The organism is Lactobacillus ultunensis DSM 16047, assembly GCF_001436305.1.
Taxonomy (GTDB): Bacteria; Bacillota; Bacilli; order Lactobacillales; family Lactobacillaceae; genus Lactobacillus; species Lactobacillus ultunensis.
The window spans coordinates 1-14,527 of sequence record NZ_AZFO01000014.1; the positions used below are offsets into that span (position 1 = coordinate 1).

13 protein-coding genes are annotated in these 14,527 nt (G+C 35.2%); 7 read left to right on the forward strand and 6 right to left on the reverse strand.

Annotated elements, in window-relative coordinates; genetic code table 11:
- Positions 1-55 precede the first annotated feature (55 nt).
- From FC57_RS05335 to FC57_RS05350, 4 genes are all read right to left on the reverse strand, one after another.
- A complete protein-coding gene (locus tag FC57_RS05335; RefSeq protein WP_007126442.1) occupies positions 56-1,012 on the reverse strand; it encodes an ABC transporter permease in 957 nt (318 codons plus the stop codon).
- On the reverse strand, positions 1,009-2,166 hold the full coding sequence (locus tag FC57_RS05340) for an ABC transporter permease (protein ID WP_007126441.1): 1,158 nt from the start codon (positions 2,164-2,166) through the stop codon (positions 1,009-1,011). The genes FC57_RS05335 and FC57_RS05340 overlap by 4 nt, the downstream gene beginning before the upstream one ends.
- Complete coding sequence (locus FC57_RS05345) at positions 2,147-3,694, reverse strand: ABC transporter ATP-binding protein (RefSeq protein ID WP_007126440.1); 1,548 nt, start codon at positions 3,692-3,694, stop codon at positions 2,147-2,149. Before FC57_RS05345 ends, FC57_RS05340 begins: the two co-directional genes overlap by 20 nt.
- Positions 3,695-3,755: 61 nt before the next feature.
- A complete protein-coding gene (locus FC57_RS05350) occupies positions 3,756-4,841 on the reverse strand; it encodes a BMP family lipoprotein (protein WP_007126439.1) in 1,086 nt (361 codons plus the stop codon).
- A 175-nt stretch (positions 4,842-5,016) separates the two neighbouring features.
- On the opposite strand from FC57_RS05350, the gene FC57_RS05355 reads away from it, so the two are divergent.
- From FC57_RS05355 to FC57_RS05380, 7 genes are all read left to right on the forward strand, one after another.
- Complete coding sequence (locus tag FC57_RS05355) at positions 5,017-5,520, forward strand: nucleoside 2-deoxyribosyltransferase (protein ID WP_007126438.1); 504 nt, start codon at positions 5,017-5,019, stop codon at positions 5,518-5,520.
- 155 nt (positions 5,521-5,675) lie between these two features.
- A complete protein-coding gene (locus FC57_RS05360; protein WP_007126437.1) occupies positions 5,676-6,593 on the forward strand; it encodes an SLAP domain-containing protein in 918 nt (305 codons plus the stop codon).
- Between the two features lie 186 nt (positions 6,594-6,779).
- Positions 6,780-8,330, forward strand: a complete 1,551-nt coding sequence (locus FC57_RS05365) for a class I SAM-dependent DNA methyltransferase (protein WP_007126436.1) — start codon at positions 6,780-6,782, stop codon at positions 8,328-8,330.
- A gap of 36 nt (positions 8,331-8,366) precedes the next feature.
- Positions 8,367-9,518: a restriction endonuclease subunit S gene (locus FC57_RS10655; protein ID WP_007126435.1), complete on the forward strand. Its 1,152-nt coding sequence runs from the start codon at positions 8,367-8,369 to the stop codon at positions 9,516-9,518.
- The gene (locus FC57_RS11500) at positions 9,519-9,659 is read left to right on the forward strand and encodes a hypothetical protein (RefSeq protein WP_201247721.1); all 141 of its coding nucleotides are present in this window, start codon (positions 9,519-9,521) and stop codon (positions 9,657-9,659) included.
- 4 nt (positions 9,660-9,663) lie between these two features.
- Positions 9,664-12,861 carry a DEAD/DEAH box helicase family protein gene (locus tag FC57_RS05375; RefSeq protein WP_392391150.1) on the forward strand — a complete coding sequence of 1,066 codons (3,198 nt, stop codon included), beginning with the start codon at positions 9,664-9,666 and terminating at the stop codon, positions 12,859-12,861.
- A gap of 13 nt (positions 12,862-12,874) precedes the next feature.
- Positions 12,875-13,813 carry a restriction endonuclease gene (locus FC57_RS05380; protein WP_007126433.1) on the forward strand — a complete coding sequence of 313 codons (939 nt, stop codon included), beginning with the start codon at positions 12,875-12,877 and terminating at the stop codon, positions 13,811-13,813.
- A 57-nt stretch (positions 13,814-13,870) separates the two neighbouring features.
- On the opposite strand, the gene FC57_RS05385 is transcribed toward FC57_RS05380, so the two are convergent.
- Positions 13,871-14,179: a hypothetical protein gene (locus tag FC57_RS05385; RefSeq protein WP_007126432.1), complete on the reverse strand. Its 309-nt coding sequence runs from the start codon at positions 14,177-14,179 to the stop codon at positions 13,871-13,873.
- Positions 14,180-14,294: 115 nt separating this feature from the next.
- Positions 14,295-14,507, reverse strand: coding sequence for a hypothetical protein (locus FC57_RS05390; RefSeq protein WP_007126431.1), 213 nt, complete (start codon positions 14,505-14,507; stop codon positions 14,295-14,297).
- Between the last annotated feature and the right edge of the window lie 20 nt (positions 14,508-14,527).

A 14,527-nucleotide genomic window follows, 5' to 3' on the forward strand; every position in this document is an offset into this window, starting at 1 on the left:
CTACTTGACAGGGAATGTATCATTTGGGATGCTTTTTCTATTGGAAAAATATTAACTATTTAGATTTAATGTAGTTAACACCATCTGCAGCTGGAGCGACCGATTTACCAAGGAAGAGCACAAGTACAAGAATGGTAATAACATATGGCGCAATTTGCATATAAACCGTTGGAATTTTAGCAATTCCTGGTAATTGGTTACCAATGATACTTAAACTTTGGGCAAAACCAAAGAAAAGGGAAGAAAGCATTGCGCCAACGGGATTCCATTTACCAAAGATAACAGCAGCTAAAGCCATAAACCCTTGACCAACAATGGTGGAAATTGAAAAATTGCCAGAAATAGATTGAGCGAAGACCGCACCACCTAAACCAGCCATCAAGCCGGAGGTTAGAACACCAATGTAGCGCATTTTGTAAACATTGATGCCAAGAGTATCTGCAGCTTGAGGATTTTCACCAGTTGAACGTAAGCGTAAACCTAATTTAGTCTTGTAAAGGACGAACCAAAGAATGACAGTTAAGATGATGGCTAACCAAGCTGGTGCAGAAGTATTAGTGAAGAAAATCTTACCAATAACTGGAATTTGAGCAAGGACTGGAATATCCGCATAACCAAAATTAGCAGTAATGTTAGGGGTTTGACCTTTTTCGTAAATTGCTTTGATTAAAAAGACGCCTAAAGGAGGAGCTAATAGATTTAGTACGGTACCACTAATGATGTGATCGGCATGAAGATTAATCGTGGCAAAAGCATGCAGAATAGAAAAGATTAAGCCAAAGATTGCTCCAACTAAGGCACCCAGCCATGGAGTTGCAGAGCCAAATGTTTTGGCAAAGGCCAGATTAAAGATGATTGAGGTAAAAGCTCCAACAGTCATAATACCTTCAAGTCCGATGTTGACGATACCAGAGTTTTCACTGTAGACACCACCTAAGGATGCCAAAATTAGAGGAGCTGAATAGACTAAAGTTGAAGAAACGATTAATGCTAGAAGTGAGGTGAGGTTCATAGAGTACTTCCTTCTTTTGATAATTTGATATTTGGTCCGTCAACGCCATTATTAGGACCAATTTCTTGCCCTCTCTTGAGAGGGTGCTTATATGTAGCAGATTTTTTAACTTTGAAGAGCAGGTCAAAGACGTATTTGATGGCGATAAAGAAGATGATGGCGGCGATAACGATGGAGACAATTTCGTAAGGAACGCCTGCAACAGTCTGCATCCCTAAACCACCAATTTTAAGAATGGAGAATAAAAAGGCAGCAATTAAAATTCCGAAAGCTGTACTGTTGCCTAATAATGCGACTGATAATCCATCCCAACCGATATCAATACTGCTAGTTTGAGTAAAGTAGTTTTGGTAGGTTCCTAGGCCTTGAACTACGCCACCAATTCCCGCAAAAGCACCGGAAAGCAACATTGAAAGAATGATATTCTTTTTAGCAGACATTCCTGCGTAACGACTAGCAAACGGATTGAGACCTACAGCTTTGATTTCAAAACCAACAGTTGTCTTTTTCATCAAGAACCAGTAAACAATAATGGCAATAATCCCTAGAAAGATTCCTGCATTTATTCGAGAATCACCGAACATTTTACTTAGCCATTCTAAATGAAGACTGCCGTTGCTAGGAATATTCTTCGTTGTATCTGTTCCATTGCGTAAGTTTTCCGGCATGATTTGCTGCATCAGATATTGACAAACATAAAGCACGATGTAATTTAGCATGATAGTCGTGATAACTTCATTGGTTCCGAAGTATGCGCGTAAAAATCCGGCAATACCAGCAACGATTGCTCCGGCAAGTGCACCGGTAATGATTGCTAATGGTAAGAGGATGTACTTGGGCATATTAGGATTGGCTAAAACAACCCAAACGGAAGTTAACCAACCAGCTTGAGCTTGTCCAGGTAAACCAATATTAAAGAAACCTGCTTTTGAAGCAATAGCAAATCCAACTGCGGTAAAAAGAAGGGGAGTGGCTTCACGAATTGTTTCTCCCAAGCCATTCATATTACCTAAAGCACTAGAAAACATAGATGCATAAGCAGTTATTGGATTATAGCTCCAAATAAGCATAATTATTGCACCGACTAAGAAACCGGCAATTACAGAGATGAGCGGTACCAGATACCGTTTTTCTTTAGCTGAAACTTTGATCAAGATCTTTTCCTTCTTTCTTCACGCCAGTCATTAAAAGACCTAATTCGGTTTTGGTGGTTTGTTCTGGTTGAACGATCCCAGATTTTTGACCATGATGTAAAACCAGAATTCTGTCAGATAACTGCATGATTTCGTTTAATTCATAAGAAACAAGTAAAATAGCTTTACCCACGTCTCGTTCTTTTAATAATTGTTTGTGAATATATTCAATTGCACCTACATCTAGGCCACGGGTGGGCTGGAAAGCGATGATTAAGTCGCTGTTTCTTTCAAGTTCCCGGGCAATAATTACTTTTTGCTGATTACCACCGGAAAGTTCACCAGCTGGAAGATCACTGCTGGTGGTTCTAATATCAAACTTTTTAATAGCTTTTTGAGCATGTTCTTTGATTGCTGCAAAGTTGATAATGCCATGTCTAGAAAATGGTTGCTGATAGTAGCTTTGCAAAGCGAGATTATCCGCAATGGATATTTGTAAAATCAGACCATATTTTTGTCGATCGGCGGGGATGTTAGCTACGCCTTGTTCTGTAATCTTTCTAGTAGATTTATTGGTCATATCTTGATCTTTAATAATTATGTGACCGTTGTCTACTCGGCGCAGTCCTGTAATCGCCTCAACCAATTCGTCTTGTCCATTGCCGTCGATACCAGCAATTCCTAGGATTTCACCTGCACGAATAGAGAAGGAAAGATCTTTAACTGCTAAACTGCCACGACTTTCTTTAACTTGGAGATTTTTAACTTTAAGAATTTCCTTACCAAGCTTTTCTGCTTTTTTAGTCAGTTTCATTTCTACAGAGTGACCAACCATTAACTCTGCCATTTGTTGGTCGCTAATCTCCTTAACTGAATAAGTTCCAACGTCTTGTCCTGTTCGAATGATAGTTACTTGATCAGCAACCTGTTTGATTTCCTCTAGTTTATGAGTGATCAAAATAATCGATTTGCCTTCATGAGCTAGTCCTTTAAGAATAGTCATAAATTCAGTAATTTCTTGAGGCGTTAAAACTGCGGTAGGTTCATCAAAGATAAGAATATTAGCACCACGGTAGAGAACTTTAAGAATTTCTACTCTTTGTTGTTGGGCAACGGTGATATTAGCTACTTTTTCATCAGGATCAATGGCTAGGTGATAACGTTCTGAAAGGGCTAAGACTTTTTCGCGTGCTTTTTTAATGTCTAAGAAAGGACCATTAGTCGTTTCGTGACCTAAAATGATGTTTTCTAAAACGGTAAAAGAATGAGCGAGCATAAAGTGTTGATGCACCATTCCAATACCTAGTTTTTTAGCAGCTGTTGGGTTATCAATAGTAACTTTTTTACCGTTGACTATAATTTCACCAGAAGTTGGTTCAAGTAGGCCGGAGAGGATACTCATTAAAGTTGATTTACCCGCACCGTTTTCTCCAAGTAGCGCTAGAATTTCACCTTGATGTAATTTTAGATTAATATCGTTATTGGCTTTAAATCCGTTAAAGTCTTTAACAATATGCTTCATTTCAATAACTGTATTTTGTTTTTCCATAATTTTTCGTTTTCTATTAAAAAACTCTCCGCCAAGACGAAGAGTTTTTGACTGTTAAGATTTATTTACTTGGCTTGGTTGCAACCTTAATCTTGCCATCGAGAATTTGAGTACGAGCCTTTTGAACAGCTTGCCATGCTTTGTCGCTTAATTGACCTTTAGTGATAGAAACACCGTTGTCCTTTAAGCCGTAAACCAAATGCTTGCCACCTGGAAAATTGTCGTTGTAAGCATCATCGGCAATACTCTTAGTGGCAACGTTCAAGCCCTTTAAGACAGAAGTTAAAGTAAAGTTGGCTTTCTTACCGTTCTTAGCAGTGTAGTTACCTAATCCGGATTGATCAACATCAACCCCAATTACCCAAACTTTCTTGTCGGCTGGTAATGTTTGGTTGTAATCCTTAGCTTCTTGGAAGACACCATTACCAGCGTTACCTGCTGCTTGGTAAATAATGTCGGCCTTGTTTGCGTACATTGATTGAGCAATTGACTTAGCTTTATCAGTAGCAGTGAAGTTACCGATGTATTGAGTTTGAACGGTGATCTTCTTGTGAAGGGCCTTAGCACCATCGGCTACACCTTGCTTAAAGCCAGCTTCGAACAAGTCAATAATGGCTGATTTAGCACCACCGATAAAGCCAATTTTGTTGGTCTTAGTTGTGTAAGCTGCAGCTAAACCGCCGAGATAGGAAGCCTCATTACTCTTGAAGGTGACAGAAGCAACATTCTTTTGACCATTAACTACACTGTCGACGATTACGAAGTTCTTCTTAGGATTCTTCTTGGCAGCTTGGCTAACTGCTTGTTGTAGTTCGAAGCCGACACCGAAGATGGTTTGATAACCAGCCTTAGAAGCTTGGTCGAAGTTGGGAACGAAATCGGAAGGACCACTTGATTGGAAGTATTGATAACCGCCCTTGCCTTGCTTTAAGCCATGTTCTTTCCCGTAAGCTTTAAATCCAGCCCACGCAGCTTGGTTAAAGGAATGGTCATCAACACCGTTTTGGTCGGTGATTAAGGCAATACCGTGTTTGGTATCCTTGTTAGTTGAAGCGCCTTGCTTCTTGCCGGAACAAGCGGTTAAGGCTAAACCTGCCGCAAATACAATCGCACCAACTGATAAAATCTTTTTGAACTTTGAGTTCATTTCTACCTCCAGAATTGATATTATTTTGAGAATGATTTGCTTAAGATGTTAAATTATTGTTCATGTTTTGTCAATATAAATGCAAAATATAGATAAAAATATTTTTATATAGTTATAATCACGAACAGTATGTGATATACTTCTTTTAAAATTAATATTCTGAGAGGAAAACTAAATGCAAAAGAAAGTCGCAACCGGTAAGATTTATTTAGGTGGATCATTTAATCGAGAAGCAGATCATCAGCGAGTGGGGAGAGCAAAGGAGATATTAGCCAAGAATCCCACTATTGCTAAAGTGCATTTTCCATTCGATTATGATTTTGTCGATCCTGAAGAAAAGAATCCGGAAATTGGTGGTCAGAGAAGCATGACTTGGCGAGTTGGTACTTTTCAAAATGATCTTAATGGGATAAACAGTGCCACTTGTGGCGTATTTTTATATGACATGGATATTCTAGATGATGGCTGTGCGTTTGAAATAGGTTTTATGCGTGCCAATCATAAGCCGGTTGTGCTGGTACCGTTTACTGAACATCCAGAAAAGCCGAAGAGGATGAACTTGATGATTGCGCAAGGCGTTACTGCGATTATTGATGGTAATACGGAGTTAGAAAAACTAGCTGAGTATGACTTCAATTGGACGCCTTATATTCCTGTGACAGGTTATGGCATTTATTAGAGAAAGTTAAAAGCATCCCGATGGGGATGCTTTTTTGTATTAGATAAAAATTAAATTCATGATTTACTCCTGCAATATTGCAGATATGCCTGTTTTTGAGTCTTGAGATATTAAAATATAAAAGAAAAAATCTTTTAGTAATAAGGAGTTAGAAAATGAATTTAAAAAAGACTTTGTTTACTAGCATGGCCGCAATTACCTTGCTATCAGTTGGTACAACTGCAATTGCTGCTAATAGAAATGCAGAGGTGGTTGAAGCAAAAACTGTTTCTAGAAAGTTGAAGCGTAATGCCGCTATTTACACTAGCCATGGTAAACGTACTCACAAGAAGCATTTGAAGAAGGGTAAGAAAATCAAGATTTACGGTTATAAGACCATCAAGGGTAAGAAATATGCGCGTATTGGCAAGAACAAGTACATTTTAGTTTCTAACCTGGCTTCGGCAAAGAAAAAGGCTGTGAAGAAGACTAATCAAAGTACTTCTAACAATTCTTCAGATACTACTGATGACGATATTACACCAGTAGATCCAGCTAAACTTGCTGTATACAAGGGCTGGTTGAAGAATAGAAAGAATGGTAACTTGGTGGCTTTGAGAGAAACTAAAGCAGAATATAATGGCTCTGACGATGATGATGCACCTGAAATAATTCGCAAAGGTCAAGCTATCAAAATCCCTGATGATGACGATAATTGGGGAACTGACATTATTAATACCAAAACTGGTTTTAACCTTGAAATCAGTGGTACCATTGGTGGTTATGTTTATAATTTAGCTGACTTTGATTTTAAGACTTATGATGGTAGTTACAAGAGTAAGCTCAAGAATATTGAGAAATACACTAATGATGATGGTGATGCTGCCAAAATCTCATTTGTACCAACAGCAAGTGTTGTTTCTCTTCCAGCTGAAGAAGGAACCCAAACTTTAACTGCAGGTAAGAGAGTAACACTTTATAATCCAGACTTATTGATTAACGGTGACAGCGAATACGTGGTTGAAGCTAATAATAGTAAGGGTTATACATTCCAAGTTCCATATAACCAAATTACTGGTTGGAAGAGACCTTAATTTAGAATAGATATGGAAAAGGCTCCGCGTAAAGCGGAGCTTTTTTATGTTATAGATTAATTTCTAGGACTCTATGTCAAAATCCAAAAGGAAAAGACTTGGCTTGGATTTTTTGTTTAGGCTGCGTTTAAATATGCGCTAAAATTAATATGTTAAATAATGAATAATAAGATTTAGGAGAATTAGATGATTAACGGAGAAATTAAAAACAAGGTTGATTCTTTGTGGGATGATTTTGCTGCAGGTGGTTTAACTAATCCGCTGGAAGTTATTGAACAGATTACTTATTTGATGTTCATTCATGATCTAGATAGTGCAGATAATGTGCATCGTCAAGAAAGTGAAATGCTCGGTCTACCTTATAAGAGTATTTTTGATGGTGAAAAAAATATTGGTGGTCAAACAATTGATGGAAATGATTTAAAATGGTCGGTCTTTCATGATTTCCCTCCACAGAAGATGTTTGATCTAATGAATCATTTTGTCTTTCCTTTTATTAAGAATCTGCATGGTGATGAAAATAGCGCATATTCCAGATATATGGGGGATGCGATCTTTAAATTGCCAACTCCAGAATTTCTAGCCAAAGTTGTTGATGAACTTGATGACATTTATGCGACTATGGATAAAATTCGTAAGAATGAAATTCAATCCACTGGTAAAAATGAAAGATTTGATAAATCAGATGTGCAGGGAGATCTTTATGAATATCTTTTAAGTAAATTATCAACTGCAGGAAGAAATGGTCAATTCCGTACACCACGTCATATTATTAAAATGATGGTTGAGTTAATGAATCCTACTCCAGATGATAAAATTGCTGATCCAGCTTGTGGTACTTCTGGCTTTTTGGTAACTGCTGCTGAATATTTAAAAAATGATCGTGAAAAAGAAAAAGCTATTTTCTACAGCAAGGAAAAGAAAGCATATTACAAGAGCTCAATGTTCACCGGTTATGACATGGACAGGACCATGCTTAGAATTGGTGCTATGAACATGATGACGCATGGTATCACTGATCCTAATATTCAATATAAGGACAGTCTATCTGATCAAAACATTGATGCAGATGAATATTCTTTAGTTCTTGCAAACCCTCCATTTAAGGGCAGTCTTGATTATGATACGGTTTCAGATAGTTTGTTGAAAGTCTGCAAAACTAAGAAGACCGAGCTTCTATTTCTGACTCTATTCTTAAGAATGCTAAAAATTGGTGGACGTTGTGCTTGTATCGTTCCAGATGGTGTTCTTTTTGGTTCATCCAGAGCTCATAAGACTATCAGAAAACAATTGGTTGAGGGAAACAGACTAGAAGCAGTAATTTCAATGCCTTCAGGTGTATTTAAACCTTATGCTGGTGTTTCAACAGCCGTTTTAATCTTCACAAAAACAAATCATGGTGGTACCGATAAAGTTTGGTTCTATGACATGACTGCTGATGGCTATTCTTTGGATGATAAACGTACCAAAGTTGATGAGGATGATATTCCAGACATTATTAATCGTTTTAAGAATCTTGACAAAGAAAAAGATCGAAAGAGAACAGATAAGTCATTCTTTGTTGATAAGAAAGAAATTGTAGATAATAACTACGATTTATCTATTAATCGTTATAAAGAAATTAAATATGTTCCAGTAAAATATCCACCAACAAAGGATATACTTGCTGAAATTATGAAATTGGACGAGGAAGCTAATAAAGATCTTCAAGAATTGAAAAATATGCTTGAAAAGTAAGGAAAGGAAAAACAAATTCAGATTTGTAGTGATGATATGCAATATTTAACTCTTGATACAGTATGTGATGTTTTAAACGGATATGCTTTCAAAAGCAAAAAGTATGTCTCGACAGGAATACGTATCATAAGAATTAATAACGTTCAAGATGGTTATATTGAAGATAAAACTCCCGTTTTTTATCCAAAAGAGGATGAACATGTTTCAAAGTATAGATTGCTAGCTGACGACGTGTTAGTTTCTTTAACTGGAAATGTTGGCAGAGTAGCAATTATTAACGATGAATATTTGCCAGCGGCATTAAACCAGAGAGTGGCATGTCTTCGAGTAAAAAATTCTAAAGTTTTAAAAAAATATCTTTTTTATTTTTTGAACAGTAAGAAATTTAGATCAGATTGTATTTCTTCTGCAAATGGAATCGCCCAAAAGAATATTAGTACTAAATGGTTAAAGAAATACAAAATATCAATCCCTAGTATTGAAGAACAACGGAAAAAAGTAGCAATTTTGTCTAAACTAGAGAGTGCAATAAAAAAGAAAAATGAACAGATTAATAAGATAAATCTCCTAGCCAAAGCCCGATTTGTCGAGATGTTTGCGCAGGAACAACATGTTTCTAAGATGTCGCAGGCTTGTTTTATTATTACGGATGGAACACATCAGTCACCTGAATTTGTTACAAAAGGAATACCGTTTGTTTTTGTTTCAAATCTAATTAATAATCAATTGATATACGATACTCAAAAATTTATTGACGAAAATACTTATAATAAATTAATTAAACGAACCCCGATTGAAAAGGGTGATCTTCTTTTATCAATTGTTGGTTCCTATGGACATGTAGCTGTGGTAAAAAGTAATAAGAAGTTCTTATTTCAAAGGCACATTGCTTACATTAAAGTAAATCCTAATCTAGTTGATAGTGAATACTTGCAAAGCGAGCTTTTGGATTCATATGTACAAAATCAAATAAGAATGGAAGTTCATGGTGTTGCCCAAAAGACTCTTAATTTATCAGCAGTAAAAAATTTAACTATTAAGCTTCCACCATTAGCAAGTCAAAAAAAGTTTGCTTTTTTTAAACGACATGTCGACAAATCAAAAGTTGTTAACGCATCTATAATGAAATATATTATTAGTATAAGGTTTTATCAGTATTTTGATAAAAATGAAGGAGGTGCCAGGTGAATGACCAACTTTGATTATCTGAAAAAGGAGAAAAAGTTCAGCGACTTTGTAGATATAGCTATTACTGCTGAAAAATTAATTAATGTAGATGCTGCTAGTTGTATTCTTGATTGTCGTCGAGCTATGGAGAATTGCAATTAAATGGATGTATTCAGTTGATACAGCTTTAAGACGACCGTATCAAGATAAGTTAATTAGTTTAATGAGTTCTGATGATTTTCATGGAATTGTTGATTATGACCTATGGAGACAATTAGACTTAATTAGAAGATTGGGTAATATTGCTGCCCATTCAGCTAGAAGAATTGAACGTGATCAAGCTGTCTTGTGTTTAAAGAATCTTCATGCTTTCTTTGACTTTATTAATTATTGTTATGGTGATCATTACGAGCAAGTTCCGTTTGATGAGAAATTATTAGGTCAAACGCTACCTGCTATTGTTACTCCTGAGCCAGCTAAAATTCAAATTAGCTTAGATAGTTTAGTTAAGAAAAATAAAGATATTCAAAAGAAACTTTCACATCGTAGTGAAAAGAATCGTCAAGAAAAAGAGGAAAAATTTACTCCAGAAAATCCTCTTGATTTATCTGAATTCAAGACGAGAAAGATCTATATTGATACTCTCTTAATGGATGCAGGATGGACAGAAGACAAGGACTGGATTGATGAATTTGAACTAGAAGGAATGCCTAATAGTTCGAAAAGTGGACGGGCGGACTATGTGCTTTTAGATAATACTGGCATTCCTCAAGCAGTAATCGAAGCAAAAAAAACATGTGTGGATGTTTCTAGAGGTCGGCAACAGGCCAAACTTTATGCGGATTTAATTGAAAAGAAATATCATAGGAGACCATATGTCTTCCTGACTAATGGCTTTGAAACAAGATTTATCGATAATGAACATCCCGAACGTAAAGTATCTGGCTTTTACTCTAAACGTGATTTAGAGAAACTGCGTAATCTACAAAATATGAAGCAGAAGCATCTTGATAATATTCAAGTGGATGAAAATATTGCTGGAAGATATTATCAAAAGGCTGCTATTAAAGCTGTTTGTGAAAGTTTCGATAAAAAGAAAAAACGCAAAGCATTGTTAGTTATGGCTACAGGTTCAGGTAAAACCAGAGTTGCTATTGGTCTTAGTAAAGTTTTAATTAATGCTGGTTGGGTTAAAAATATTCTTTTCTTGGCAGATAGAACTGCGTTGGTCACTCAAGCTAAGAGAAGTTTTGTTAATTTGTTGCCTGACTTAACTTGTACTGATTTAACCAAGAAAAAACGTAATTTAAATGCTAGATGTGTTTTTTCAACGTATCAAACTATGATGGGATGCATTGATTCTCTTAAGGATGATCAAGGTAAATTATTTACTGTAGGTCATTTTGATCTAATTATCATAGATGAAGCTCACCGTTCAATTTATAACAAATATCGTGATATCTTTAATTACTTTGATGCTCCAATGGTGGGATTAACAGCTACTCCTAAGGATGAGATTGATAAAAATACTTATTCTGTATTTGAATTAGAAGATGGTGTCCCAACTTATGGATATGAATTAGCTAATGCTGTTAAAGATGGCTATTTGGTAGACTATGTTTCTATTGAAACTAAAATGAAGTTTATGGCTCAGGGGATTAAATATGATGAACTATCTGAAGCGGATAAGGAATCGTATGAAGATACTTTTGAAGATGAAAATGGTGAACTTCCGGCATCAATTAATCCCTCTGCTCTTAATAATTGGATTTTCAATGAAGATACAATAAAGAAAGTTTTGAACATTGTAATGACTCAGGCTTTAAGAGTCAATTATGGTGAAGAACTAGGTAAAACAATAATTTTTGCTCAAAACCATAAACATGCTGAAGAAATTTTGCGTATTTTTAACAAAGAATATCCAGATTTGGCTAAGGGAAAAGATGGAAGACCTTATGCACAAGTAATTGATAATTATATTAATTATGCTCAATCTGCCATTGATGAATTCTCAGAAGGCGATAAGATGCCCCGAATAGCTATTTCTGTTGATATGCTTGATACAGGAATAGATGTGCCAGAATGCTTGAATTTAGTCTTTTTTAAGAAAGTTTATAGTAAATCAAAGTTCTGGCAAATGATTGGTCGAGGTACTCGACTTTGCCCTAATTTAATTGATGGAAAAGATAAGTCCAAGTTTTATATATTTGATTTTTGTAGTAACTTCGAATTCTTCAGAATGGGCAAAGGTCGTGAACCTAAGGCTACTTTACCATTACAAGGAGCACTGTTTAATCTAAAGTTTCAATTGGTTTACAAGCTGCAAGATATTAACTATCAAACAAATCCGATGATTAGTTATCGAAATGCACTAATTGACAACTTAATTAAAAAGGTAAAACAATTAAATCGTGACAACTTTGCTGTAAGGCAGCATATTAAAGATGTTGATGAATATGCGAATAAGGTAAACTATGAAGAACTTACGTACAGTGATTGCTTAGAAGTAAGAGAAGAAGTATCACCTTTGATTTTGCCAGATGAAGGGGATGCAGCTGCTTTTCGATTTGATGCATTAATTTTTGAATTAGAACTTGCCAATATTTCAGATAAACCGGCTGGTAGATATAAGACGGATATCATAAAGAAAATAACTGCAGTTTCTAAAGTTGCTAACATTCCTGAAATTGCTAATCAGAAGGATTTAATTAAAAAAGTTATTGAAACAGATTATCTTAATAGAGCAGGTATTGAAGATCTAGAACATATTAGAAAAACTTTACGTAATTTAATTAAATATATTCCTAAGAATTCGATGACCTTTGATACAGATTTTAATGACAAAATATTGGATACTTCTGTTAATGAAGCTGAGTATAATACAGATACTTTAAAGAACTACAGGGCTAAAGTGGAATATTACATTAATCAGCATCAGAAAGATAATCAGGTTATTGCTAAGTTGAAGAGCAATCAGCCGTTAACAGATGCTGACCTAAAGAATTTAGAGAAAATATTCTGGAAAGATATTGGTACTAAAGAAGATTACACTAAAGAATATGGTGATCAGCCATTAGGTGAATTTATTCGTAGTATTGTGGGATTGGATATGAATTCAGCTAAAGAAGCATTTGCTGAGTATCTGAATGATAAGTCTCTAAATTCAAGGCAGATTTATTTCTTAAATCAAGTAATTGAATACATTGTTAAGAATGGTATGATGAAAGACTTATCAGTATTGCAAGATTCACCATTTATTGATCAAGGTAATATAATTGAGTTATTTGGCGACAATAAGACATTATGGTTAGGAATAAAAGAAGTTATTAATAATATCAATCATAACGCGGATGTTGTAGCTTAATGGGATTTAAATAATGCTAAATTACAAAAATTTAAAACATAGTGAGAATGAAATGCCAACTTGGGATGGGTTCTTAGGTCCAACTTTACAAGTAGCTTCAATGAAGGAACATTGGCAAATCCGTGAACTAGAACATGCAGTTATTAAAGCAGTAAATTTACCGGAAAACTTAGTTAACTTACGATATGCTTCTAAATATCATGATCTGATTGCACAAAATAGAGTCAACTTTGCAATAAGCGATCTAAAAATTTCTGGATTATTAAATTGTCCCAAGCGCGGTCATTATGAGATCAGTGATTTAGGTAAGCAGACACTGGATAAGTTGGGTACTGATATTACAGCTAAATATGTTCACTCTTTACCAATGTACATTGACTATCAGAATATGCGTAGGCAGAATAAATCTGATGATAAAGCGGATAATGATATTCAGTCTCTTGAGTTGACGAAGATACAAATTCATAACTGGTTTGATAAACAAAAGGAGAATTTATCTGATGCACTTTTAACTAAGTTAAGAGAAACAGATCCTTTTGTTTTTGAATATATGATGATTGAACTTATGACTAAAATGGACTATAAAGGTGCTGATGGTAAAGCTTTTGTTACTCAAAAATCTAATGATGGTGGAATTGACGGAATCCTAAATCAAGATGCGCTAGGACTGAGAAAGATTTATGTTCAAGTGAAACGATATGCAGAAGATAATACTGTCGGTCGACAAACAATTAGTCAATTTCATGGTGATTTGGATTTACAAGGTGCTGGCTCTGGTGTATTTATTACAACATCTTCATTTACTAGAAGTGCAGAAGAAGCTGGTAAGAAATTTAATATTAAATTGATCGACGGTGAGACTTTAACTAAGTTGATGATTGAATATAAAGTGGGCGTTCAAGTTCAAGATACTTTTGAATTACTTGAAATTGACGATGACTTCTTTAAGTAAGAAAATTAAGCTAAAAAATGGTATCCCGTAATTTAATGTGGATACCATTTTTTAGTCTTATTTCTTATCTTTAAAGTCAATTACCTTAGAAGGATCAATTTTAGTTCTGCGTTTGTCCTTTTTTGCTATCTCAGAATCAATTTTAGGAAAGAGAGCATTCCAGAATTCCGTAACAGCATCATTTTCGTATTTTTCTTTGAGATCTTCCTTCGTATGACCGTTCTCATCAACAGCTTGTGGACCTTTGTACTTATCTTGTTCAGCTTTAGCCAACATTGCCGTCGCAAAACTATTAACCTTAATCTGTTTTCTCGGTTTATTCTTGGGTCGTTTATTTTTATCAGGTAAGTCTGTTACTTTTTTCATGAGTTCTCCTTAAAATATAATATAATCTTGCATCATTTGATGGATGGTGTCAACCTGTCATTTTAGTAAAAATATGTATAATAAGAGGCACCGCATTTAAGTGGTGCCTTTTTGTTTAAGCAAATTGTCTAGGGTTTACATCATGAGCATATTCTTTTAATTCCACCATGCTGTATTTCCTTCCGAAGATAGTATGTTTATCAGGAACCAAACGAGAGGAATTCTTTAATCTTTTCATAAATTTGTTGGTAAATAATTTTTTCTTTTGCCCATAAAGCGTATGTTGATTCAGCCATTGTTCTGCTTGATTTCTTGATAGATATTTCATGAAATCTTCCTTTCTGTTAT

What these genes read in the sequence shown, in the direction of transcription:
- FC57_RS05350 (WP_007126439.1), bottom strand. Translation starts at nt 4,841, where the DNA reads ATGAACTCAAAGTTCAAAAAGATTTTATCAGTTGGTGCGATTGTATTT.
- FC57_RS05375 (WP_392391150.1), top strand. Translation starts at nt 9,664, where the DNA reads ATGTATTCAGTTGATACAGCTTTAAGACGACCGTATCAAGATAAGTTA.
- FC57_RS10655 (WP_007126435.1), top strand. Translation starts at nt 8,367, where the DNA reads ATGCAATATTTAACTCTTGATACAGTATGTGATGTTTTAAACGGATAT.
- FC57_RS05385 (WP_007126432.1), bottom strand. Translation starts at nt 14,179, where the DNA reads ATGAAAAAAGTAACAGACTTACCTGATAAAAATAAACGACCCAAGAAT.
- FC57_RS05365 (WP_007126436.1), top strand. Translation starts at nt 6,780, where the DNA reads ATGATTAACGGAGAAATTAAAAACAAGGTTGATTCTTTGTGGGATGAT.
- FC57_RS05345 (WP_007126440.1), bottom strand. Translation starts at nt 3,694, where the DNA reads ATGGAAAAACAAAATACAGTTATTGAAATGAAGCATATTGTTAAAGAC.
- FC57_RS05390 (WP_007126431.1), bottom strand. Translation starts at nt 14,507, where the DNA reads ATGAAATATCTATCAAGAAATCAAGCAGAACAATGGCTGAATCAACAT.
- FC57_RS05360 (WP_007126437.1), top strand. Translation starts at nt 5,676, where the DNA reads ATGAATTTAAAAAAGACTTTGTTTACTAGCATGGCCGCAATTACCTTG.
- FC57_RS11500 (WP_201247721.1), top strand. Translation starts at nt 9,519, where the DNA reads ATGACCAACTTTGATTATCTGAAAAAGGAGAAAAAGTTCAGCGACTTT.
- FC57_RS05355 (WP_007126438.1), top strand. Translation starts at nt 5,017, where the DNA reads ATGCAAAAGAAAGTCGCAACCGGTAAGATTTATTTAGGTGGATCATTT.
- FC57_RS05335 (WP_007126442.1), bottom strand. Translation starts at nt 1,012, where the DNA reads ATGAACCTCACCTCACTTCTAGCATTAATCGTTTCTTCAACTTTAGTC.
- FC57_RS05380 (WP_007126433.1), top strand. Translation starts at nt 12,875, where the DNA reads ATGCTAAATTACAAAAATTTAAAACATAGTGAGAATGAAATGCCAACT.